18 protein-coding genes and 2 pseudogenes are annotated in these 23,022 nt (G+C 64.3%); 9 read left to right on the top strand and 11 right to left on the bottom strand.

What is annotated here, in order from left to right:
- Positions 1 to 29: 29 nt before the first annotated feature.
- The 5 genes from D3H54_RS27730 to D3H54_RS27710 all read left to right on the top strand — a co-directional run bounded on the left by D3H54_RS27730 (position 30) and on the right by D3H54_RS27710 (position 6,178).
- A complete protein-coding gene (locus D3H54_RS27730) occupies positions 30 to 1,700 on the top strand; it encodes an FAD-binding dehydrogenase (RefSeq protein ID WP_149382913.1) in 1,671 nt (556 codons plus the stop codon).
- Between the two features lie 130 nt (positions 1,701 to 1,830).
- Positions 1,831 to 2,544: a hypothetical protein gene (locus D3H54_RS27725; protein WP_149382912.1), complete on the top strand. Its 714-nt coding sequence runs from the start codon at positions 1,831 to 1,833 to the stop codon at positions 2,542 to 2,544.
- A 152-nt stretch (positions 2,545 to 2,696) separates the two neighbouring features.
- Positions 2,697 to 4,082, top strand: coding sequence for an alpha/beta hydrolase (locus D3H54_RS27720; RefSeq protein ID WP_168214988.1), 1,386 nt, complete (start codon positions 2,697 to 2,699; stop codon positions 4,080 to 4,082).
- Between the two features lie 711 nt (positions 4,083 to 4,793).
- Entirely contained in the window at positions 4,794 to 5,549 is a 756-nt protein-coding gene (locus D3H54_RS27715; RefSeq protein ID WP_149382910.1) for a hypothetical protein, read from the top strand.
- Positions 5,549 to 6,178 carry a 3'-5' exonuclease family protein gene (locus D3H54_RS27710; RefSeq protein ID WP_168214987.1) on the top strand — a complete coding sequence of 210 codons (630 nt, stop codon included), beginning with the start codon at positions 5,549 to 5,551 and terminating at the stop codon, positions 6,176 to 6,178. Before D3H54_RS27715 ends, D3H54_RS27710 begins: the two co-directional genes overlap by 1 nt.
- A 1,559-nt stretch (positions 6,179 to 7,737) precedes the next feature.
- Here D3H54_RS27710 and D3H54_RS27705 read toward each other — a convergent pair.
- Positions 7,738 to 7,911: pseudogene (locus D3H54_RS27705) on the bottom strand (ATP-binding protein); the annotation flags it as partial.
- A 139-nt stretch (positions 7,912 to 8,050) separates the two neighbouring features.
- Here D3H54_RS27705 and D3H54_RS27700 point away from each other — a divergent pair.
- The 3 genes from D3H54_RS27700 to D3H54_RS27690 are packed head-to-tail and all read left to right on the top strand — an operon-like array spanning position 8,051 to position 11,095.
- The gene (locus tag D3H54_RS27700) at positions 8,051 to 9,118 is read left to right on the top strand and encodes a tyrosine-type recombinase/integrase (RefSeq protein WP_149382636.1); all 1,068 of its coding nucleotides are present in this window, start codon (positions 8,051 to 8,053) and stop codon (positions 9,116 to 9,118) included.
- Entirely contained in the window at positions 9,115 to 9,429 is a 315-nt protein-coding gene (locus D3H54_RS27695) for a helix-turn-helix domain-containing protein (protein ID WP_067393169.1), read from the top strand. The genes D3H54_RS27700 and D3H54_RS27695 overlap by 4 nt, the downstream gene beginning before the upstream one ends.
- Before the next feature lie 34 nt (positions 9,430 to 9,463).
- On the top strand, positions 9,464 to 11,095 hold the full coding sequence (locus D3H54_RS27690) for a tyrosine-type recombinase/integrase (protein WP_210419600.1): 1,632 nt from the start codon (positions 9,464 to 9,466) through the stop codon (positions 11,093 to 11,095).
- 64 nt (positions 11,096 to 11,159) lie between these two features.
- Here the strand turns inward: D3H54_RS27690 and D3H54_RS27685 are convergent.
- The 3 genes and pseudogenes from D3H54_RS27685 to D3H54_RS31355 all read right to left on the bottom strand — a co-directional run.
- Positions 11,160 to 11,831 (bottom strand): annotated as a pseudogene (locus D3H54_RS27685) (ATP-binding protein); the annotation flags it as partial.
- Positions 11,828 to 13,189, bottom strand: a complete 1,362-nt coding sequence (locus tag D3H54_RS27680; RefSeq protein ID WP_149382908.1) for a Mu transposase domain-containing protein — start codon at positions 13,187 to 13,189, stop codon at positions 11,828 to 11,830. The gene D3H54_RS27680 and the pseudogene D3H54_RS27685, both read right to left, overlap by 4 nt.
- Before the next feature lie 108 nt (positions 13,190 to 13,297).
- On the bottom strand, positions 13,298 to 13,459 hold the full coding sequence (locus tag D3H54_RS31355; protein WP_168214986.1) for a hypothetical protein: 162 nt from the start codon (positions 13,457 to 13,459) through the stop codon (positions 13,298 to 13,300).
- Positions 13,460 to 13,548: 89 nt separating this feature from the next.
- Here D3H54_RS31355 and D3H54_RS27675 point away from each other — a divergent pair, with 89 nt between their 5' ends.
- Positions 13,549 to 13,767, top strand: a complete 219-nt coding sequence (locus tag D3H54_RS27675) for a sensor domain-containing protein (protein ID WP_149382907.1) — start codon at positions 13,549 to 13,551, stop codon at positions 13,765 to 13,767.
- Between the two features lie 196 nt (positions 13,768 to 13,963).
- On the opposite strand, the gene D3H54_RS27670 is transcribed toward D3H54_RS27675, so the two are convergent.
- The 7 genes from D3H54_RS27670 to D3H54_RS27640 all read right to left on the bottom strand — a co-directional run bounded on the left by D3H54_RS27670 (position 13,964) and on the right by D3H54_RS27640 (position 23,019).
- Positions 13,964 to 14,479: a DoxX family protein gene (locus tag D3H54_RS27670; protein ID WP_149382906.1), complete on the bottom strand. Its 516-nt coding sequence runs from the start codon at positions 14,477 to 14,479 to the stop codon at positions 13,964 to 13,966.
- Between the two features lie 758 nt (positions 14,480 to 15,237).
- Positions 15,238 to 16,701, bottom strand: a complete 1,464-nt coding sequence (locus D3H54_RS27665) for an MCE family protein (RefSeq protein WP_149382905.1) — start codon at positions 16,699 to 16,701, stop codon at positions 15,238 to 15,240.
- Position 16,702: 1 nt separating this feature from the next.
- The gene (locus tag D3H54_RS27660; RefSeq protein ID WP_149382904.1) at positions 16,703 to 17,839 is read right to left on the bottom strand and encodes an MCE family protein; all 1,137 of its coding nucleotides are present in this window, start codon (positions 17,837 to 17,839) and stop codon (positions 16,703 to 16,705) included.
- Positions 17,836 to 19,176, bottom strand: coding sequence for an MCE family protein (locus D3H54_RS27655; RefSeq protein WP_149382903.1), 1,341 nt, complete (start codon positions 19,174 to 19,176; stop codon positions 17,836 to 17,838). The genes D3H54_RS27660 and D3H54_RS27655 overlap by 4 nt, the downstream gene beginning before the upstream one ends.
- Complete coding sequence (locus D3H54_RS27650) at positions 19,176 to 20,519, bottom strand: MCE family protein (protein ID WP_149382902.1); 1,344 nt, start codon at positions 20,517 to 20,519, stop codon at positions 19,176 to 19,178. The genes D3H54_RS27655 and D3H54_RS27650 overlap by 1 nt, the downstream gene beginning before the upstream one ends.
- Positions 20,516 to 21,544, bottom strand: a complete 1,029-nt coding sequence (locus tag D3H54_RS27645; protein ID WP_149382901.1) for an MCE family protein — start codon at positions 21,542 to 21,544, stop codon at positions 20,516 to 20,518. The genes D3H54_RS27650 and D3H54_RS27645 overlap by 4 nt, the downstream gene beginning before the upstream one ends.
- Before the next feature lie 44 nt (positions 21,545 to 21,588).
- Positions 21,589 to 23,019, bottom strand: coding sequence for an MCE family protein (locus D3H54_RS27640; protein ID WP_149382900.1), 1,431 nt, complete (start codon positions 23,017 to 23,019; stop codon positions 21,589 to 21,591).
- Between the last annotated feature and the right edge of the window lie 3 nt (positions 23,020 to 23,022).

Below are 23,022 nucleotides of genomic sequence, written 5' to 3'. Positions count from 1 at the left end.
CTCTGTCGACACCGAAGGGTTCAGATCAAATGGACGCAGACGTCATCGTGATCGGCGCCGGCCTGGCCGGTTTGGTCGCCACCCACGAACTGACCAGCCGCGGTAAAAAGGTGCTGCTGCTCGACCAGGAGAACCAGGCCAACCTCGGCGGGCAGGCGTTCTGGTCGTTCGGTGGCCTGTTCTTGGTCGACACCCCCGAGCAGCGTCGGCTGGGCGTCAAGGACAGTCTCGAGCTCGCCTGGGGTGACTGGTCCGGAAGTGCGCAATTCGACCGGGTCGACGATGAGGACAGTTGGGCGGTGCGGTGGGCCCGCGCCTACGTCGAATTCGCCGCCGGTGAGAAACGCTCCTGGCTGCTGGGGCACGGCATCACGTTCCTGCCGACCGTCGGCTGGGCTGAGCGGGGTGACCTCCGCGCCGACGGGCACGGCAATTCGGTGCCGCGCTTCCACGTCGCCTGGGGCACCGGCACCGGCGTGGTCGAGCCGTTCGTCAACTCCGCACTGGCTGCCGCCGAGCGCGGCCTGGTGACGTTCCGGCACCGGCACCGGGTCGACGAACTTGTCATCGCGGACGGTGCCGCAACCGGCGTGCGGGGCGCGGTGCTGGCGCCCGACGACGCACCACGCGGTGCACCGTCGAACCGGGACCGCTTGGGCGACTTTGAGTTTCAGGCTCAGGCTGTGATCGTGACCACCGGCGGTATCGGGGGGAACCACGACATCGTCCGGCGCTATTGGCCGGAGCGGATGGGAACACCGCCCGCGTCGATGATCACCGGGGTACCGGCCTACGTCGACGGCCGGATGCTCGACATCGCCGCCGGCTCCGGCGTGCGACTGGTCAACCGAGACCGGATGTGGCACTACACCGAAGGTGTGCAGAACTGGGCACCGATCTGGCCCGAACATGCCATCAGGATTCTGCCGGGACCGTCATCGATGTGGTTCGACGCACTGGGGCGGCGGCTGCCCCAGCCGTACCTGCCCGGCTACGACACCCTGGGCACGCTGCGCTATCTGCGCACCACCCCGGAGATCGCGGGGTATGACCACAGCTGGTTCATCCTGACTCAGAAGATGATCGAGCGGGAGTTCGCCCTGTCGGGTTCCGAGCAGAACCCCGACATCACCGGCAAGGACCGTGCCGGATTCCTCAAGGAGCGGTTGTTCAGCAAGGGTGCGCCGGCGCCGGTGGAGGCCTTCAAGCGCAACGGAGCGGACTTCGTGGTGGCCGACGGCCTCGACGAGCTGGTGGCGAAGATGAATGCGCTCACCGCCGAACCGCTGCTGGATGCCGGGCTGATTCGCCGACAGATTGAGTCGCGCGACCTGCAGATGGCAAACCCGTACTCCAAAGACGCTCAGGTACAAGGCATTCGCAACTCTCGTCGCTACATCGGCGACCGCATCGGCCGGACCGCGGCGCCGCACCGGATTCTCGACCCGGCTGCGGGGCCGCTGATCGGGGTGAAGCTGCATATCCTGACCCGAAAAACGCTCGGCGGCATCCAAACCGATCTGTCGTCGCGGGCGGTGGGAATGGACGGCAAGCCGATCGACGGTCTGTATGCGGCGGGGGAGGTCGCCGGGTTCGGCGGCGGTGGCGTGCACGGGTACAACGCGTTGGAGGGCACGTTCCTGGGAGGCTGTCTGTTTTCCGGGCGTGCCGCGGGTAGGGCGGCCGCGACAGCATTGTGAGCCTGCCTGACGGTGTTCCTGAACTGAGGCTTTGTCACGTTGCTGGCCGGATTGGCGATAGCTTAGAAAAACGTAAGTGTCGGTTTATCGCCCGGCCCGATACTATGGCGCCATCAGGAAGGAGGCCGATATGAGCCTTCGTCATACATCGCTTCGAGCGGTGGCTGCGACTTCGTTGTCGCTGGGGACCTTGTTTGCGGCGGCTGGTACAGGTGTAGCCGCCCCCAGCGCGACGGCTGATCAGGGGTCGGATCTGCAGACGTACCTCGACAGCTTGACGAATACGTACAACAACACCATCGGTCGTTCGGTGGACGAGGCCCGTCAGACCGCCCAGGACCAGGCCGCGCAGAACGTCGGGCTCGCCATCGGGGTACCGATCGCCAATGGTGCGATCGGTGGTACTACCGCTGTGGCCGGCAGTGTGGGCTCTGCGCTGGTGTTCTCCGCTTTCCAGAGTGGCAACCCGCTCGCGGCCTTGACGGGCGCGGCGGCTCCTGCGGCAGCCGCGGTTCCGGCCGCAGCCGCGGTTCCGGCGGCAGCTGCATTGCCGGCAGCGCCGGTGTTGCCTCCGCCTCCGGCAGCCCCCGCGCTGCCACCGCCACCCGCGGTTGCCGCGTTGCCGGCAGCGCCGGTGTTGCCTCCGCCACCGGCCTTGGGCCCGTTGCCTCCGCCGCCGGCGCTCGGCCCGCTGCCTCCGCCGCCCGCGATCGGACCGCCGCCGCTGCCGCCGCCACCCGCGCTGCCGCCGCCGCCGTGGATTCCGTTCCTGCCGGGCTCGCCGCCGCTACCCGGCCCGCCCCCGCTGCCGCCGCCGCCGGGGCTGCCGCCGCCACCGTTCTGACGCGCAGCCGTTGAGGCCGGACCGTTCGCCGCATGACCCGGCGAACGGTTTTTGCCTATGGTCGCCTGGCCGGCCACGTCGACAAATCGCCTTGCGACCAGGGCAGTCCTGCTACCTTCGGCCTAACCACAGCGTCGTCGGGAGGTCGGGCCATGGCAGCAGGCGTGTTCGTCGGACGAATCGGCGGGCTTGCCGCCGCCCTCGGGGTGGGTGCGGGAATAGCGCTGGCCGCCCAAGGTGTGGCGTGGGCGGATACCGGATCCGCGTCGGACGGTGCCTCCTCGTCGGCGGCGTCGACCAAGAACACATCCGCCTCCAGCGCTCGACAAAAACCTCGTCCAGCGACGAAATCCCAAGCACTGTCGGTCGTTTCGAATCCGGTGCGGATCACGTCGACAGCCCCCGCACCCAAGACGCCCAACGTCGTCGCGGTGGCACTCTCCGTCCTCGGGGCCACTCGGCGCGACGACCAGGACGCGGTCTCGCCTGCGGCGGCAGCGGCAAAGCCAACTGCCACAACGTCTTTGGTGGTCAATCCCACCTCCTCTACCGTCGCCCACGCATCGTCGGCAAGGGTGACCTCGACGTCAGAGGCAGTGGCCGCGGAGGCGGCGCCGCCGGTCGACGAAAGTTTGTACAGCGGTCCGCCGCCCACGATCTTCCAGCGCGCGGTGGTGGCCGGCCTGCGTGCCATCAATTTCGTGACAAAGACCTTCAATCTGCCCTTCAGCTTGAGCGGAACCAGCGCGCAGATTCCGTTCTTCACCGACGGGAAGCCGGACTTCTTCCTGCTGTCCGGGATCACAGCGCAGAAGACGGAATACGAAGGCATGGCCGTGTGGACGCTGACGCCGCGCGATCCGAGCGGCCAGTACGTGGTGGCCATTCACGGCGGCTCGTTCATCGGGCAGATCAGCATCTTCCACTGGTGGACCTACACCGACATGGCCCGCGATACCCACGCGACGATCGTGGTTCCCCTGTATACCCTTGCGCCCGTTGGCACTGCCGCAACGGACATCCCGGTGATGGCCGACTTCATCGGCGCGCAGATCGCCGCGCACGGCTCGGACAACGTGAGCGTGATGGGCGACTCGGCCGGCGGCACCATCGCCTTGGCCGCGCTGCAGGAGATCGTCAAACGCAGCGGCACCCAGCCGCATCGCCTCGTTCTGATGGCTCCCGCCCTCGACCTCAGTGACACCTTCCCCAATCCGGTGGACGATCCGCTGCTGGGCAACCCCCACGAAGGGCACGACAACAACCTCCTGACGTGGGCGGGGGATCTCGCCACAACCGATCCCGTCGTCAGCCCGATCTTCGGATCGCTGGCCGGGCTGCCGCCGACGACGGTCTACTCGAGCTCTCGGGACCTGCTGACCCAGCAGGCTCTGCGCCTGCGCGACAAAGCGACCGCCGCGGGTGCGGACTTCACGTTTGTGCTCAGGAAGGGCCAGTTCCACGACTGGACGATCTTCGCGCCGCTGCCGGACGCCTACCGGGAGCGGGCCGGCATCTACCAAGCGCTCGGGCTGTAGAGAAAGGCTGTCGGCAAAAGAAGAAAAAGAAGAAGCCTCAATCGAATAATCGATCGAGGCCCTCGTACTTTTCGCAGTCGGGGTGGCGGGATTCCAACCCACGACCTCTTCGTCCCGAACGACACCACCAGCGGGTTTGGCGATGAAGGCGACGCTGGAAACGTTTGAAATGACACGTCATTCGGTTGATTCCGTTGGATGCGTAAGAGTGCGAACGACGTTACGGCGGACTGACTGCGGACCCGCGGTTGCCGGTCATCAGCCAGCTTGGGAAGTCGATCCATGGACTCTCTGGCCAATCCGCCGACGTCCTCCGTTGATACTGACTTGCGAAACGTCGTCCTCACACACGTTCCTCGCGTCCGCTGGAAGTCGGCACACTTGTGACACGCTCGTGACAGCGGGCGGACAGTCCAGAGGGGTTACGTGCTGGCCAGGCGCTTTCAAGAGGAGATTTCATCCGCCTCACATACGGCCTGGCGCTGAATTCCCACGCCGCCTCTGGCTCGTCGAGCGCAGATGGTCCACGCCCAACAGAAGATGTTGTAGCAGCGGGACGACAACCGGACCAGAACCTCGGGCTGTCGACCGGCACGTTGACACAGAATTGTCGGCAGGCGCACCTATTCTGGCTGCTGTGAGGTCGGCGGGTGAGTCAACTTGAGCGGCGATAGCGCCATACGGTCAAAGTTGACGACTTATAAGACCGCGATGACTGCATCGCTTGTCGCCTTGGCGGGCATCGGCTTGATGTGGCTGTCCAACATCCTTTGGTTTGAGGCGCACAACGCGCTGCAAGCCACCGCGAACCAAGCTGGTGGACTGCTGATAACGACTGGTGGACTCGCGCTGCTTTGGGATCTCAGAGCTAAGCGAGACTTCATGGAAGAGGTACTCGAAAAGACAAACCTTGCTGCGGACATCAACGCGGCGGGTCTAGATCGCGTGAGTATGAACTGGCTCGATGTGCCTTGGGATGAACTGTTCAAGACGTCAAAACATGTATCTGTCTTCATCGCGTATGGGAGCAGTTGGCGAAAGTTTCACTGGACGAAGATCGAAGAGTTCGCCAAGGTCAAGGGCAATTCCCTTCGACTGTTTCTCCCAGATCCCGACGATGACGCGAGCATGGAAGTTCTAGCAAAGCGGTACGCCTACACCTCGCAGAAGGTCCGCGACAACGTCTTGGAGACAGCAGAGGAGTTCGCGCGGCTGGGAACCTCAGATGCATGTCAAGCTGACATTCGCATCTACTATCGCGCTGGCGATCCGACCTACACTTCGTACAGCTTCGACGACAAGGTGGTGGTTACCTTGTACGCGAACAGAAGGCGACGTGGGGACGTCCCGACCATGCTCTTCGGACAGGGGTCGTTTCGTGATTTTTTCAAAGAGGATCTTGACGCAATCTCGGATCAGAGCAGGCCTGTCCCTCTGGCCGACGTCACCGGAAAAGGCGGGCAATGATGACCAAGCTTCAAGAAGTTGACCTCGTCGAGGGCGATGTCTCGTCCGATTTCGAAACGGCTGTCAGGGACGCGAGGCTCGTTGCATGGGACATAGAGACCAGCGGTTTGGATTGGCGGTTCGACCGGATTGGAACCTGCCAGCTACATGTACCGGACGTGGCGACGCAGGTCATTAGGTTGAATGGCCATCAACCCGAAAGACTGCGGGAGTTGCTGACGTCTGAACAGGTTCGCAAGGTCTTCCATCACGCGCCCTTCGATCTCAGATTCATGCGCTTTCACTGGAAGGCAAGTGCGCGAAACGTGGCCTGTACCAAGATTCTGTCGAAGATCGTTCGGCCTGAAGTGGACGCGGGTGAGCACAGCCTAAAGCCGACTCTGCAGCGATTCCTCGGGGTCGTGCTGGATAAGAGCCAGCAGACATCAGACTGGATGTCCTCCGCTTTCACCGAGGAGCAACTGGCGTATGCCGTGCGTGACGTCCTATACCTAGTCCCTCTCTTAGAGACTTTGATGGATGAGGCAAGAGCCAACGGGGTAGCTGATATTGCTGAGCGGACTTTTGGATATCTACCTATTCGGATCGAGACGGATCTGCGCGGATGCGGTGACGTCTTTGCGTACTAGAGACGTGACGACGTCGCCAACATGTCGCTGACCTAGGAGGTCTGGTCGTCCGCTGGCGCGTCAGGTGCGCTCATTGACTGATTCGACGACGTATAGGGCACTCGCCCCTTTGAGATTAGGGACGCGACTGCGGATTGACGGCGGAGGGACCGTTCTATCCTGCGAGTGAAGGCACTGACGCCCGCCCGTCCGAACGGGGTTCATTTCTAGGCGAGGGTGGAAGCCGGAGACCATGTGAGGGGTATCGAATGACCGACCTGCCAGTACAAATCAAAGGGCTTGAAGATGGCTTCTCAATTGACCTTTACAGGGTGGTGGAGGACAACAAAGAAGTGTTGGTCGTCGCAGCGACCAACGCAGACGGAGAGTCGATTCAGGTAACCACTCGGCATGGCCATGGCGAATGCTCTGTGGGGACATATCCGCGAGTGGGTCTACGAAGCTGCAGGTCAAGTTCCCCCTACTGATCGCCCGTAGTCACTCTAGTCGGGTTATCCGGTGCCTGGAGTTTCGGTGAACTACTCGATGCGAACGAGACAACTTGGCCGTTTCACCGTTGATTACGTTGGGGACGCGAAGAACTAGCAGGTCAAGGCATTGGCGACGCCGGTTATTGATGGCGGCTGTCGGCGCTACTGCGGGCGGGCTGCAGACCTCAGGGCTGCTCGAATAGTACTTGCCCCGTAGCCTTTGAAAGATGGCGGCGACGCTGCTCGCGACATTGGCGATCCTCGTGTCGATTTTCGGCGTGTTCTACTCACATCGAGCTGCCAGATCGCTCGAATACTCGGCGTGGAGGCGGAACAAACTAATCGAGCTCACAGGGCACTTGCTTCAACTCTCGTCAAGCAGACAGAGCGAGCTTCTCACCTGGTACGACGAGAGCCTCTATCGACGGCCAGATTCAGGTCGCTCCCTTTCGACGGCCTCGAAGGTCTGGGAGATGGAGCAGCGGGTCCTGCAACATCATCGCTCAACAGGCGTATCTGCTCGATAAGAAGCGGAGATTTATGGGCTCCACAAACGAGCCGAAGACCGAGCCGCCGACGAAAATGCGGCTGGCATCGACGGTTACCCGCTAGACGCCGTATCGGCTTGCGAAGCTCTGATGGTTGACGGCGATGCGCTGCAGAAGATGCACCGTGTCCTTGTAGACACGTTCAAGTCTGTCGGCGGCGTTTCGTAGGCCCCCAGCACCTGCGGCCTGTGCCAGCCACGTCAGAGAGAGGAGGCGCTGGCCGTTCGAGGCGAAGCTTTCAACGCTAGCGGGGGTACCCCCCACACCCCTATGCCTAGTAGAAGTCATCGCCGTTGACCATTACTCCAGCCATCGGCAATCGGCGATGCTCAGCCACCCACTCCTCGACCAGGTCCAAGGCGACGGGAACGCTGAAAGCTACTGAGAAGGGGAGATGATGCTCAGGAGTGTTCGCAACCACGACGTCAAGGGATTTCAACGACTCCTCCCACTCGGGAGTGTCCGGCGGTTGCGCATTCTGACGGCGCTCATCGAATGTCCTCAGGTGTGCTCGCCGAAATTCCTCACCTGTGAGCAGCGGTCAGTGTAGTTGTTGGCGGGTTCTGGTGGTGGTTCGGCGCAGGGTTTCCGCGGCGGCGTGGTGGTCGCGTAGTCGGTAGGACTCGCCGTCGAGGTTGATGACCACCGAGCGATGCAGCAGGCGGTCGAGCATGGCGGCGGCCACGGTGGTGTCGCCGAGGATCTCGCCCCATGCAACTGGAGCTGGCACATGTTCGTTGTGACCGTTTTGCCCTGCTAGCTGGGCTTTCGACTGGTCTGCGTGTCTTGCCGATCTTCAAGGCGTGGTCGCGATATATTAGGTGCTGCCTTAACCAGTTAGGTGAGAAGAAGGTGTGCGGCTAGTGGAGGGTCTGCGGCTGATTCCCGGTGGCGCCGCACCGGTCGAGCCTATTTCTGCCGATCCTGTTGTGTTTCAACGTGAATGCGTCGATGCGTTCGTGGCGTCGTGGCATGCTCGAGGATTCAGCCTGGTGACGATCGACAATGATATTGGGTTGTTGGAGCGGACGTTGGCGGCGCTGGGGCGTCCGGCGTGGGAGGTCACCAGTGAGGACATCGATCGGGTGGTCGGCGAGCTGGCGATGGCGGGGCGAGCGGCGTCGACGCGCCGAGAGTACGTGCAGATCTTCAAGGGGTTCCATCGGTTTCTGCAGACCCGCAAGGCTGCTGAGATCGAGGCCATGTTCGGGACGCGGTTGGTATGCCCGGTGGACGAGTTCAACGCCTCCCGGCACGTGGGTGACGACTCGCCGGCAGTCGCGGCGCCGCCGACCCCGGAGCGGGTGAGCGAGTTCTTCGAGTTCCTGAAGTCGAGGATCGCCACCGCCCGCAAGTACGGTCCGGCCGCGCGGGACTACGCGATGTTCCGGACGCTGTATCACGCTGGGTTGCGGTCGGAAGAGTCTGCGCTGCTGGAGATTCCGGACGTGCATTTCGATCGTGGACCGTTCGGTAAGTTGCACGTGCGGTTCGGCAAGGCTGCCCACATGTCCGGTCCCCGGCCGCGGTGGGTACCGATGTTGGACGGGCTGGAGGTGTTGTTGCGCTGGTTTCTGGCCGATGTGCGCCCGAAGTTCCCGGACTCGCCGGTGCTGTTCGCCGACGAGTCCGGCGGCCCATTGCATCGTGGCACGATCCGCAATCGGCTGCGATATCTGATGGAGCTGGAGGGCCGGCCGGCGACCGAGCGGTTCAGCCCGCACGCGCTGCGCCGGGCCTGCGCTACTCACAACTATGAGCGCGGTGTGGATCTGGTTGCGATTCAACAGCTGTTGGGGCATTGGACGGTGAGCTCGACGATGCGGTATGTGCGGCCGTCGGCGACATTCATCGAGGACGCCTACCGGCGTGCGGTCACCTCGACGCTGGCCGAGCTGAGCGGAGAGGACGGGACGGCATGAAGATTCGATGGCGGCTACGGATGGCCGCGGCCCAGCGCGAGGTCTGGACCGGCACCGAGCTGCGGCGGCTACTGGCCGAGCGAGCGGGTCTGGAGTTATCAGCGGCGTCGGTGTCAGCGCTGTTGACCAAAGAGCCCACCCAGATCAAGCTCTCGACGCTGATCGCCTTATGCACCGCGCTGGACTGCACCGCAGATGACTTGTTCGAGATCGACACCACCCCAGTCGAACAGATCGCGCCATCGCCGCGCCCAGTTGTCTCAGAGCCCAAGACCGCCACCGCGCGGGGTCGGTCGATGCCGCCAATGTAGGGCCCCACTCAAGGGTTAGAACGGGTTGCGGCTGATGGGGAAACGGCAACGAGACTGCCTCGACTGCGGCGCACCGGTCGGATACATCGGCCGCGAGCACTGCTGCCGGTGCACCCGCCGGTTACGAGAGCAGGCGGCCAAGGCGCGATGCCCGGGCTGCGGCCAGGGCCGGGTGTTGATTCCGGAGACGGGCCGGTGCGTGCTGTGCTCACGCCGCTGCCGCGAATGCGGCGGACCGATCAAATTCCGCGGTGAGACGGTGTGTCGGCCGTGCCAGAAGCGGGCCGCGCTCGCCGCTGCGAAATCGGCGTGCCCGCGCTGCGCAAAGCCCGGCTATCTCCGCTCGACTGGGTGGTGTGGCCGGTGCTCGCGGCCCGGCCCGCCAAAGGAGCCGCCCCGCATCTGTGTGTCCTGCGGTGAGCTGCGCCGCCACGCCGGGCGCGGTATGTGCGGGCGATGCTGGCAGCGCCACCCCGACCGGCCGTTCGTACGCGGCGAGACCCTGGCCGCTGGGCTCGCCGAACCACCGGACTGGCTCGACGACTTCGTCGCGCATCTGGCCGCCCATCACTGTCCCGCTCGCGCCTGCAGGTTGATCACCACGCTTGCTCGACTTCTCGAAGACGAACACCCCAACCACCCGCAAAGCGTGCTCGAGCGAGCCCGCCGGCCCGGCCGGTCGATGGGATCACTGGCGCGTGCCCTGGAGACGTTCTTCACCGAGCGTGGACTGGCGATGGCCACCGACCAGGACCAGAGGCTCGCCGCTGGACGGCGCAAGAAACGGATCGATGCCACCCCGGCTCCGATGCGCGCCGCTGTCGCGGCCTTCGCCGAATCCATGCTGCACGCCCGCGACCGGGCCCGGCGTGCGGGCACCCGGCCCCGCACCGACCGCACCATCGAGTCAGCGTTGACGATAGTGCGCGACCTCGCCTGTTTCCTCGATACCCACCGCGGCAAACAGGATTGGGCACTCGTTGACGTCACCGATATCGAGGCGTTCCTCGCCGGACTGCCGAACACCCGAGCGCGACGCCTGACTGTATTGGGCCAATTCTTCCGATTCGCACGCAACTACCGTGCGGTGCTCATCGACCCGACGCGCGGCATGTCGGCCAAGCGTCACAGGGGATTTCGCGGCCGCACCGTCGCCATCACCCAGCAACGCACCCTGTTTCGCCGCTGGAGCGCCGACCCTGCCGCGCACCCGCACGAGGCCCTCTTCGGACTCCTTGCCATATTGCACGGTGCCTCCAGCCGTGAGCTGCGGCTGCTGCAGGTCGACCACATCGACACCAGTGATCGCTCGATCCGGCTCGGCAAGCGCCCCCACCCCGTGCCGCTGGACCCGGTCAGCTGGATCGCTCTGCAACGCAGCCTCGATCACCGCGAGACCCTGCGCACCAACAACCCGCACGTGATCGTCACCCGCGGCACCAAAGCCGACCGGCGACCGGCGTCCGAGGCATACATGAGTCACCTGCTCGATCCATGCGGTCTGCCACCCAAGATGCTGCGCAGCACTCGGCTGGCCGATCTGGTCAACACGATCGACCCGAAACTCGTCGCGGCAGCATTCGGGATGAGACCCGAAGGAGCGATGATCTACCTCGCCGATCACCTCGACGATGGCCGATTGCCCGAGCAGCTCGCTGAACCCTGACAGGTGCGAACGTGTCACATTACGACGCCACTTCCGCACAGGTTCGCGTGAACAAGTGCGCTTTTCCCACTCCGCGGTTGGTGGTGATGACGATGCTGGTCTTCAAATATCGTTGTGAGACCACCTGAAACAACGCTGAAGCGGCTTCGGCGGGCAGTGGTAGGTACCCCAGTTCGTCGATCACCAGCAGTGTCGGGCCGGCGTAGAACCGCATGGTGGTGGCCCAGCGTCCCTCGATCGCGGCGCGGTGACACCGGGCGGCCAGATCGGCCGCGGTGGTGAAGTAGGTCCGGTAGCCGGCATGTGCTGCAGCTCGTGCTAATCCGACGGACAGATGCGTCTTTCCGGTACCGGGTGGTCCAATGAGCAGAATGTTGGTCGCGCTTTCCAGGTAGCGGCAGGTGCCCAGTTCGTCGATGAGCTTGCGGTCGATGCCGGCGGCGGCATCGACATCAAAGTCGGCCAGGGTGGCCGGGGTGGGCAGGCAGGCGAACCGCAACCGGCCAGCCAGTCGGCGTGCGGTGCTGGCCTCGACCTCGACGGCCAGCAGCCGCTCCAACGCGACGGTCACCGACAGGCCTTCGGCGGTGGCCTGGTCGAGCACCGCGGGCAGCGCCTCGGCGGCCGCAGTGAGTTTGAGTTCGGCCAGGTGCGAGCGCAGCTGCTGATAGCGGCTCGCCGCCGCCGACGGCGACTCCTGCGTGGCGGTCATGGCGTTGGGTGGCGTGGGGGTCATTGGATGGTCCTGTTCTGGGCGGCCCGCTCGTAAACGGACAGATCGATCACGGTGGAATCGGTTGACGGAGTGGAAGATCCAATAGTTGTGACGGATGGCTGTTTGAGGTGAAGTAGTTGTGCGGCAGCGGCTTTGGCAGCCGGCCCGGGTGGGATGCGTTCCTTGCGGCGGTGTGGCCGCCCGGTCGCCGCGGTGGCCATTGCCACGGCATCCAGGGCGATCACATGCCCGCTGTCACGCACCATCACCCCGAGCCCGTCAGCGGCCATGCGGTGGCGGGCGATCACGATCCCGCTCGTGGTGGCGATGTCGCAGAACTGCCCGCCGACCGGATGTGACACCACCACATTGGCGGCGGCCAGTTCCGGGGGCACCGAGTAGCGGTTGCCGCGGTAGGACACCATCGCCTGGCGCGATGCGGTGCGGGCCTCGGCCACGATCACCGGATACGCCTGCGCCGGCACGGGGTGCAGGGGCTCCGTTGTGGCGACCACGGCGACCGCGGTCGGCCCATCTGCGGTGGCCCGCAGTCGGGTGTCACCACGGACCCGGACGAAACGATCCAGGCTTGCCTGGGCCTGCTCAGGGGTGGCCTCGTCGGCCAGGGTGCGCCACCAGCGTTGGGCGGCGGTGTGATTAACCTTTTCCACCACACCCTTGCGGTTGCCGCGCCGAGCCGGGCAGATCGCCACCGAGACGCCGTAGTGCTTGGCCACCCCGGCGAACGACGCGGTCACCCGCCCGCTACCGGGGTCACACACCGTGGCCATCCGGTCAAACCGCCACACCCGAGTGCACCCGCCCAGACCACGGCTGATGCGGTCCAGGCCGGCGACCAGGTGTGGCTGATCCTCACTCGGCGCCAAATAGCCGCGCCACTTCCCGGAATGCGCCAGCGATCCGACCAGCAGGTGCGCGGTCTTGCCCCACCCCCACGATGCCGGTGGATCGGGCAATTCCAGCCAATCCCATTGGGTTTCCTCACCCGGCGGGTGTGGGATCACCGCGTTCGGACGCTGCGTGGCGGTCCGGCACGCCTCACAGACAGGCCGCAGATCCCGGGCGCGGATGTTGCGGGTCAGGCTCTGATACGACAGGCCGAACCCCAGCTCCTCAAGTTCGTCGTAGAGGGTGCGGGCCCACAGATGAGGGTCCTCGGTCAGCCTCGCGACCACGTAGTCGACGAACGGATCGAACGGATCCGGGTCGGGCCGGGCGCGGACCCCCGGGGTGCCGTCGCCGGCCAGATACTTGCGGACCGTCTTGCGGTCGAAGCCAGTGTGACGGGCGATCGCCGAGATCGTCCAACCACGCTTGGCCAGGGCATGTACTTCCACATCGTCCTCCCATGTGAGCATGAGAAAGCGGGCCTCCTTCGACGAAGCAACTGGCGTCAGACACCAGCAGCATCGAAGGAGGCCCGCCCTTCTCGGCGGAGCCACACGGGTGGGGAATTTCAGTGAGCGTCAGTGGGGAATTTCAGTGAGCGCGGTCACTGCGACTCCTGCCGCCAGGATCGCGGCCGCCGCGGCGGCGGCGATCGGTGCGAGTCGGCCCCGCGGATCGACCAGCTCGACCGACACCATGGCACGTTGCAGACCGATCGCGGCGCCGAGGACCGGCTGCACGGCGAGAAGTACACCCCACGTCGCGGCCCGCCACAAGGTGGCGCTGTCAGAACGTCAACACCGTCCAGGACCTGGTCGGATCACAGGCGATGGAAGCCGGCGCGACCGATCACGGGGTGTCCGTCCTGGATCCCGGCGACCGTTACGAACCGCCGGACTGTGTGAGCACCATGGTGTGGGGAATGGACTCCGCTTACGCCGGCCTCAACGCCCTGGGCGCCTACGGGCAGACGTACCGGGATCCCGGCGGTGACGAGAGATGTCTGGTCTCAGTTTTGTTGTCGTCCAGGAGATGCGGGCATGCCTAGGGCACTGAGATGACTGCGGTCGTGTTGTCTGAGTGCACTTGACATGTCAGTAATTGGCGGTATCCGCTCCGGCCACCCGACAGCTCGGGGGCGGTGTAAGTGCCGGATGCATCGAGACAAGATTTGAGAGGCTTGAATTGCCCACGGCCTTACCGTCGGGCGTGCTCGTCTTGACACTACTGCCAGACGGTCTCAGTCAGGCCTTGGCGGGCGGGCGGTAGAAGATCGCCAGTTGACCGATGCCGCCGGTCAGGCCGAGCACCACCGCGATCAGCAGACCCCACCACCCGCGCAGATAGTGGTAGACGTCGGTGCGGTGGAACAGCAGGTAATCCAGGCTGAATCTGCCTGCGCCGGTCGTGGCGATCGCGACGGCGGCGGTGGCCAGGATGAGGTTGTACTCCCAGCCTTCCTTGACGATGAAGAAGCCGTTGTGCCGGTGCACCGTCCACGCCGCGACGAGCATCAGCGCCACGAAGCCCGCGGCCGGGATCGGCGTCAACAGTCCCAGCGCCAGGCCGATGCCCGCGGCCATCTCGGTGCTCGCCGCGACCCGCGCGTGGAACGTGCCGGGCTTCATCCCGATGTTTTCGAACCAGCCCGCGGTCCCCTTGATCCGGCCGCCACCGAAGAACTTGTTGTAGCCGTGCGCTGCCATAGTCAGGCCGAGGACGACGCGCAGCAGGAGCAGTCCAACACTGTATGCAGTCATGCATCTAAAGCTAAAGCATCGACCCGCCGCATACGTGGGGCGTCGAGGGCGAGCTCCGCCGCGATCGCGATCATGGTTTGTGGCTGTGCTCGGCTCCTTCGATGCTTTGGAACACGCGCATCAGTAATTGATGTTCCTGCAGGGGATGGGGACGATTCAAGTGTCGATCGGGTCGTGATCCCGGTTCTGTGCGGGCGGGCGAATCGAATAGGCGATGCGGCGGCAGTCGGTGACGTGGCGGGGCGATGATCTGTGTTCTCAGGACATAGGTGATGCATCAGTGGGGGCCATGGTTGCCGTTTCCAGAACGGTGAGCGTTGAAGTCGCGGGTGGTTTGGTCGATCGCAGGTCCAGCGACAGCTCCTTGATCCCGCCGAGGACAGGAGAGTACGTCGTCGCGTGACGACGAAGGCGCGGCGTGTGATGTGGTTAGAAGGAGCAGTCGAATTGAGCGTCCCCGCCGAGGACAGGAGAGTGATCGTCGTCGACGACGGTGACGATGCTGCCGGCGTGTGTTGGTCACGAAGCCGCCGTCCAGCGAGCATTACAAAGCCATCTTTGGGAACTCGCCGCTGCGCACTCCGCGGCCCAGCTGGCCGTCATGAAGGCGAGACATAACGTTGGCCATTGAACCGGCCACATGCCGGCCCCGACGAGGCCGCGTCCATCTGCGCCCCGTTCGGACGACAGTGCACTACAACAACCGGCCACTTCCGATGTTTGGCCCGGGCATCTTTGTGACGCCCAGGGCTGTTCGATCAGTTGCCGGGCGGCACCATCATCGATTGCCAGGTCTGCGGCCCGGATCCATTGTGAGCCAAATTCCCCTGGGTGTAGACCTTTCCGTCGGGTCCCACGTAGTCCCCGGTGGCCGGGTTGTACTGGGCGACGGCCACAGGTGGTGTCGACCCGGGCGGAATCGCCTGCGGTGCGGGCTGCTCGGAGCCTGGCGGCAACTGCGGAACCCCTTGTCCCGTCAAGGTGGCGTTGGGGTCGCCCTTCCAGTTGTAACCGTCGTTGAGCGGCACGTAATTCTCGTTGCTCTCGCACATTTTCACCGTCGGCGCTCGCTTTCCGGGCACCGTTTCGCACGGAATGTTGCGGGCGCCGCGAACACTGAGCGGCGAGTCCTGCGGCACCCGGCAGTACAGGTCGCCTTCTGGGCGTGCGGGATAGTCCTCGAAGCTGGCGGTGCGTCGCTGCTGGGCCGGAAGGAAGCCCGTCGTGCACGGTGGAGGCACGTTGAGGTTCAGGTTGAAGGCCAGCAGGCCGCCTGCGTACGGGCTCGGATTGTTCATGTTCGGAACGTCAATTGCCTGCATCATCGCGGTGGCCTGCGGCAGCAGGACCAGTATCTGCTCGAGGTCGGCGCGATAGGTGATCAATACCGGTGCGATGCTCGCCAAGTTGGCCGCCAGGAGCGGCAGGGTCGGCTGCACCCTGTCAAAGAGCGCACGCACCTCGTCGGCGGCCGGGGCGCCTTTTTCCAGGGTTCCGGCCACCGCCGCGTCGTTGTCCCGCAGTTGCTGTGTGATGCTCGCAAGGTGAGATGACCAGGCCTGCACCGAGTTCGACGTATCTGTCTGGGTATCGAGGAGGGGACCGACGTGGTCGACGACGTTGGTCAGGTCGTCGAGGTTCTGCCGTGCGTCGGTGGCGAGCGCGGTCGATCCCTTGACGAACCGCGAAATGTCGGGGCCTAATCCGCCGACCGCGGTGGACGCCTCGTCGATGGTGGTGCGCAGGTTTTCTTGGGGAATCGCCAGCAGTCCGCGGTTAGTGGCATCGAGCAGGCTGTTGATCGACGGCGGGACGTTGGAATTGGCCTCGGTGATGATGTCACCGTCGCGCAGTGGTGGCGAATCGGCGTTGCGCGGTAACAGTGCGACGAATTGCTCGCCGACCGCGGTCTGGCTGTGCACCTCGGCTTGCAGGTCGGAGGGAATCTTGATATCGGAGCGTAGCGAGAGAACCGCTTCGACCCCACCGCCCTTGACCAGCCGGACCTCCTTGATCTGACCGACTTCGGTGCCTCGATAGGTGACATTGCCGCGGGCGTACAGACCGCCGGCGTCTGGCAGTTGAACGGTGACCTGGTAGTGGCCGATGCCGAAAAGCAGGTTCGGCAAGCCCATATAGCCGAAGATCATGATGGAGAACGCCACCGCCGATCCCACGAGGAACACGATCAGCTGTATCCAGATCCGCCGGGTCATGTGCATGTCAGGGCCCCTGATCGCCGTGGTAGGGCACCACCAGTGGATTGACTGCGGTGTACGGGCTGGGCATCTGGCCGATCGTTCGGCCCCACTGCATCTCCAGCTCCGTCAGATTGCCTTCGAAGCGGGTGCCGGTGAACAGGCCGGCGTCCAGTCGGCTCATCGTCAAGTCCAAGATGATCGTCTGATTGGCGTACTCGCCGCGCAGCCACTTGTTGAGGGTCTCCTTCGGATACGGGAATGTCGAGAAGAAACTCAGCGAACGTGTCAGTGCCGGGCCGGCGTCGGCGAGAGACTGCAGAACCGGCCCGAGGTCGGCGAGCTCCTTGATCAGATTTTCCTTGCTCTGGCTGACCGTGTCCGTGGTCAGCGCACCGAGCCTGCCTAGTTCGGTCAGTGCCTCGGCCAGATGCTGACGTTGGTCGCTGAGCACCTGCAGTGCAGCAGGGATCTTCTGTAATGCCTTGTCCAGCACCGGCTTCTGATCGGCGAGCTGACTGACCAATCCGTTGAAGCTGTCGGTGGCCGCGATGATGTCGGTGGTCTGGTCTTTGAGAGACCCGACGAATTGGTCCAGTTGGGTGAGCAGGCTGCGGAGATCGCCTTCCCGCCCGGCGAAAGCGGTGCTGAGTGACTGGGTGATGTCCTGCACCTGCCCGATGCCGCCGCCGTTGAGGAGCATGGAGATGCCAGCGAGGGTTTGTTCCGTCGATGGGTACATCGACCCTGAGGACAACGGAATCAACGATCCCTCGCCGAGGTGGCCCTGCGGCGGAACGCCGACCGGCGCCGCGAGCTCGACATGGAGCGAGCCGAGCAGGCTGGTCTGCCCGACCGTGGCGGTGGCATTGGCGGGGAGCTTGACGTCGCCGTTGAGGCTCATGGTCACCAGTGCATGCCAGCCTTGGCGCTCGATCTTGGTGACATTTCCGACCGTGACGTCGCCGACGCGGACCCGCGAATTACGTTGCAGGTTCTCGACATCGGGCAGTTGCGCCTCGATCGTGAACGGGTGGTTGCGGTGGCCTTCGGTGCCGGGTAGGTCCAAGGTGTTGACGCCGCGCCACTGTGCACATCCGGACGCGCCGACGATGGTCGACGCGATGAGAGCGAGGGCGCCGATGCGGCGAAGTCTGATCATCGCGGACCGCCGTCCGGCGGAACCATGATGCTGGCCAGTCCGCCACCGGGGCCTACGGCGATCGGATCTGCCGACGGCGCAGAAGGTGTCGCTGATTCCGCGGCCAGTGGCGTGAGGTCGGTGGGTGCGCCGGCCGGGGCTGCCGGTGGGGGTGGCGGTTGCGGCGGAACGTAATCCGGCCGCATCCAATCCTCACTGTAGGTGATCTCGTTGGGCCGAGCCTGAGTGCCGACCAGGACGTTTTGTCCGAGGGGCGGAAAGTTGTACTGGCGGTTCTTGATGATCGGCGCCAAGTACTGTGCACAGAGTTTGGCCGACTGCTCGGCACCGAGCCGGGACGCGGCCTGAATTGCGCCGCAGATGAATTCGATCGGGTTGGCGAACTGATTGACCGCCAGCGCACCGGTCAGCGCGCCCTGGGCCGGTTGGTAGATGTTGACGAAGTTCTGGAATGCGGTCGGGGCGATGTGGAGTGTCTGTTTGACGTCGTCCAGGCTTTGGTTGAGCGCAGTGCTCACCGAAGCGAGCTTGTCAGAGGTGGTGCCGATGGTTTCTTTGGTGGCGGCGACGAAGGTGGTCAGTTCGCCGACGACGGAATTGACATCGCGGACGGCGTTGGCGATCTCGCTGGGATCGTTGGCGAGCAGTCCGGTGACTGCCGCGAGGTTCTGATTGAGTTGGCGCAGCAGGTCTTGGCTGCTCTGCAGGGCCGTGACCACCGCTGAAATGTTCTTGACGGTGCTGAAGATGTTCTTACTGTGGTCTCCGAGTGCGGAAAAGGCTTGGGACAGTTGAATGATTGTCTGCCGGATGTTCGCACCCTGGCCGCGCAGATTGTCGGCAGAGGTGTTGATCAGTGCGCCGAGGGTGCTGACACCGCCGGGTTGTGTCGGCTGCAGCGTGTCGGTAAGCCGCTGCAATTGCTGGCGGAAGTCGTCCCATTCGACGGGGACCGCGGTGCGTGTTTCGGGGACGACGGCGTGGTCTGCCATCGTGGGCCCGCTGGTGTACGCCGGGGTCAGTTGAATGGCGCGGGAGGTGACCAGCGACGGTGAGAGAATGACTGCCTTGGCGTCCGCCGGCACCTGATATTGGGCGTCGTACCAGAAGGCGATCTTGACCCGGGTGGCCTCCGGGGTGATGGTGTCGATCTTCCCGACCGGCACCCCGAGAACCCGGACCTCGTCGCCGGGAAATATGCCGTTGCTGTTGGCGAAGTACGCCACCACGTTCACTCGGTCGATGTGCTCCTTGGCCTGCATGACGAGCACGGTGCCGGCCACCAGGAGGACGGCGAGCACCGCAGCCACACCGAGTCGGCGTCGGCCTCCGGTCATCACTGTCCTCCCGCGATCGGTGCTGGGACGGGTGTCGGCAGCGGTCCGGGCGCCGGTGCCTCACCCGGAGCTCCGATGGGGAACGGACCGGACACCGGGGGTGAGGGCACCGACTCGAACCCCGGGGGAGCCGCGGCGGGCGGTCCCGGTGGCGGACCGCCCGGCGGCGGTGCCGGCAGCGGCGCACGATACGGGTAGCGCGGATCACCGGGGTTGCCGGTGATCGCATCCGGCAGAGTGAGATTCGGGTCGCCGCCCTGCCCGGTGCGGGGATAGGGCATCGGGAGCGCAGGCGTGCCGGGTTGGCCGACTGGCGGGTCGGTCAGCTGTGAGGGCGCCAGCACGTGCGGATCCAGACCGAGGTCGGAGAAGGCGGCATCGATGAACGGCTGAAGGAACTGGCCTGGTAGCAGGTTGCCGATGTAAGCCTTGAAGAACGGGCCGGCGGACACCGACTCACCGAGCGACATGGCGTAGGCGTTGAGTAACTTGATCGACTTCTGCACTTGCTCTTTGCGGTTGTCGACGATCGCCAGGACCCCGTTGAGTTTGTCGAGCGCGGGCTTGAAGGTCGTGTTGTTCTCGTCGATGAAGGCCTTCGCCTGCCGGGACAGTGACGAGATGGAACCGGCGATCTGATCGAGGGCTGCGCTCTGGCTTTGCAATTGAACGAGCAGCGCATTGCTGTTCTTGATCAGCGAGACCACCTGATCGCTGCGCTCGGATAACACTTTGGTGGCTTTGTCGGCATTGCCCAGCAGGTTGCGCAGTTGCTCGTCGCGGGCGTTCAGGGTCTGCGAGAACCGCTGTACACCCGCGACCGCGAGCTTCAGATCGGGGGGCGTGTCCTTGAAGGTGTCTGTCAGAACCGCCAGCGAGTCTGACAGTTGGTCGGTGTTGAGTCCGCTGATCGTCGCGGTGAGGTCACCGAGCGCATCGGGCAACTGATACGCCGAATGAGTGCGATCCAGCGGAATCGGACCGCTCTGGTTGCCGTCGCCTCGCGGGGTGACTTCGATGATCTTCGACCCAAGTAGGCTTTTCGTCTGGATGGCTGCCTCGCTGCGGTCACCGATGTGGACGTTGTCGGCCACGTTGAAGGTCACCAGGACCCGAGCGTGGTCGAGCTTGACACTTTCCACGTCCCCGACTCTGAATCCGGAAACCTGCACGGGGGCACCGGCATTGAGGCCTCCGGCCTCGGCGAAGTACGCGCTGTAGCTGGTGGTGCGATTGATGAACGGGAGCTTGTCGTAATTCAGTGCCAGCAGCATCAGCCCGGCGGTGAGGCCGACTCCGACGGCGCCGATCATGATCGGGTTGCGTTCACGGAAGGACTTCATCTCGGTGTGCACCTCCCGGTGTCTTGACCGGCGAGTTTGATGTATACCGGTTGCCCACCCTTGCCGTTGATCTTCAGGACGATCTCGCACAGGTAGAAACTGAAGAAGTCGCCGTACAGCCCTTGCCGGCCCAACTGCTGGTAGGCCTCGGGCAACGTGTTGAGCAGGTTGTCCATGTAGTCGTGGTCAGCCACCACCAGGCTCGACGACCGGTCGGTCTCGGCCACCACCTTCTTCAGCGGGGTGCGCGCCTGAGCGAGCAGATCGGCGACCGAATTCGCAGCTGCATTGGTGTAGGCCACCGAGTTGCTGATGTCGTCTTTGTGGTGGGCCAGCGCGTCGACCAGGTCCGACAGCGAGGCCACCGCCGTATCGATGTTCCTGCTCTGATCGCCCAGCGACCCCACGACGGTATTGAGATTGACGATGACCTGCCCGATCAGCTGGTCCCGGTCGGCGAGGGAGTTCGTCAGCGCCGCAGTCTGATTCAAGAATGAGCCGATGGTGGCCCCCTGGCCTTGCAACGCCTTGATCAGTTGGCCCGACAGGGCGTTGACCTGGTCGGGATTCAAGGCGCGGAACAGCGGCCGGAAGCCACCGATGAGGGCGTCGAGGTTCAGTGCGGGTGAGGTGTTGGCCAGCGGGATCGTCTCGCCCGGCCGCAGCTTATCGGTGCTGCCCGGGCCTTCTTCGAGGGCCAGATAGCGACCACCAATGAGGTCGTCGTACCGGATCACCGCACGGCTGGCCTTGGTCAGAATCACGCTGTCGTCCGCGGTGAAGTGGACCAGCACTTCGTTGTTGGGCTTGATCGCGATGTCGGTCACCTTGCCGACTTCGACGCCGGCGATGCGGACGAACTGGCCGGTCTGCAGTCCGCTGATATTGCTGAACTCCGCTCCGTAGGTCGTTCCCTCCTCGAAGCGCAGCTGGGCGAAAATCGCGAAGAGAGCGAACACTCCGAGCGCGGCTGCCACCGCGAACACAGCAAGTCGCCAGATGGCGCCCCGCAGGTTAGTTCTCACGACAGTGACCTTTCATGGCTTGTGGCAGTGCGGTTTTGGTGCGCTCACGGCGGCGGCAGCGGTGTCGGCACAAGACTGGCGGGAACCGGCGGAGTGAACGGTTCTGCGCCCGCCGGGATGTCGTTGGGGTCCGGCGGCGGCGATGTCGACGGCACACCCGGGGGTAGACCCGGCCACAGGGGGGTGCCGTCCGGCGCGTACATCGGTGCACCGTAGGGCGGCGCACCGGGGTAGGGGATAGGGCCGGGGGCTGGGCCTCCGAAGAGGTTTCGGATGCTTGGCGGTCTGGGGTTGCCACGGGTGACGGGGAAGAAGTTGTTGTAACCCGGGAAACCGATGCCCGGATTCACCCGGATGTCGTTGCCGGTACCCCATCCGGTATTGGTGACCAACTGTCGTACGGGGTACATCTTTTCGACGTAAGGCAACGATCCGCATCCTGGTTTACCGCCGGGCCCGCCCTTGGCGCCCACGACCGGCAGATTCTCGGGGTAGGAGTACGGGTCGTCGCCCAGCAGCAGGCCGACGTCGGTGATCGACGACTTCCCGTTGCCGCCCGCGCCCTTGTAGCCGCCGTTGTCCAGGAAGTGCTTTCCGCCGACGATCGTGCAGGTAATCATTGGGTTGTACTTGAGCAACAGGCTGGTCGTCGACTCGAGATCGTTGATCGAGGTGATCAGGTTGTCTTTGCTTGCCCCCAGAACGTTTTCGCCACTGTGGGACAGGCCGGTCAGGTTGAGCAGCAATGCATCCAGAGTCTTGGCGTGGGTGGTGATCGTGTCACTGGTCGTGCTGGCGGCGTCGAGCACCGTCAGGATGTTCTGGGCGGCGGCACTGTAGGTGTCGCTGAACCGCTTGAACGACTGCCAATCTCGCTTGAACGTGTCGGCGCGCGGATTGAGGGCCAACAAGACCTCGTTGGCATCGGTGGTGGCCTGACCGATGGCCGGACCCTGGCCGCGCAAGCCTTCGGCCAATGCGGACAGCACACCGTTGAGCTTCGCCGGGTCGATCTGCTTGAGCACGCCCATCAAATTCTGGAAGACGGTATTGACCTCGGTGGAGACGTTCGAGGCGACGATTACCGCCCCTGGCTGCAGGTGCTGCGGGCTTGGGTTGGCCGGATACGTCAGGTCGACGAATTTTGCGCCGAAGGCGGTGGTTGCCCGGATTTGGGCACCGATGTTGGCGGGCAGGTACTGAAGTTGATCAGGAAAGATTTCCAGCTTGAGACTCACCGGGTCGCCGCTTTGGACGCCGCCGACTCGGCCCACCTCGACACCTTGCATCTTGACCTTGCCGCCCGGCTCCATCACGAGGCCCGATCGATCCGAGGTCAACATGATGGGCACATAGGAGTTGAAGGTCCCGGAGAACAGCGCGCCGGTCACGAAGACCACAGCGGCCAGGAAAAGAACCAGGAACAGCGTCCACCATCCGGGGTTCAGTCGACTGTCTTTGCGCAATGATTCCATCGG

Origin of the sequence: Mycobacterium sp. ELW1 (assembly GCF_008329905.1) — a bacterium.
GTDB lineage: Bacteria > Actinomycetota > Actinomycetes > Mycobacteriales > Mycobacteriaceae > Mycobacterium.
Note: the sequence above shows the minus strand (reverse complement) of the source record. Positions and strands in the feature narration are given on the sequence as shown.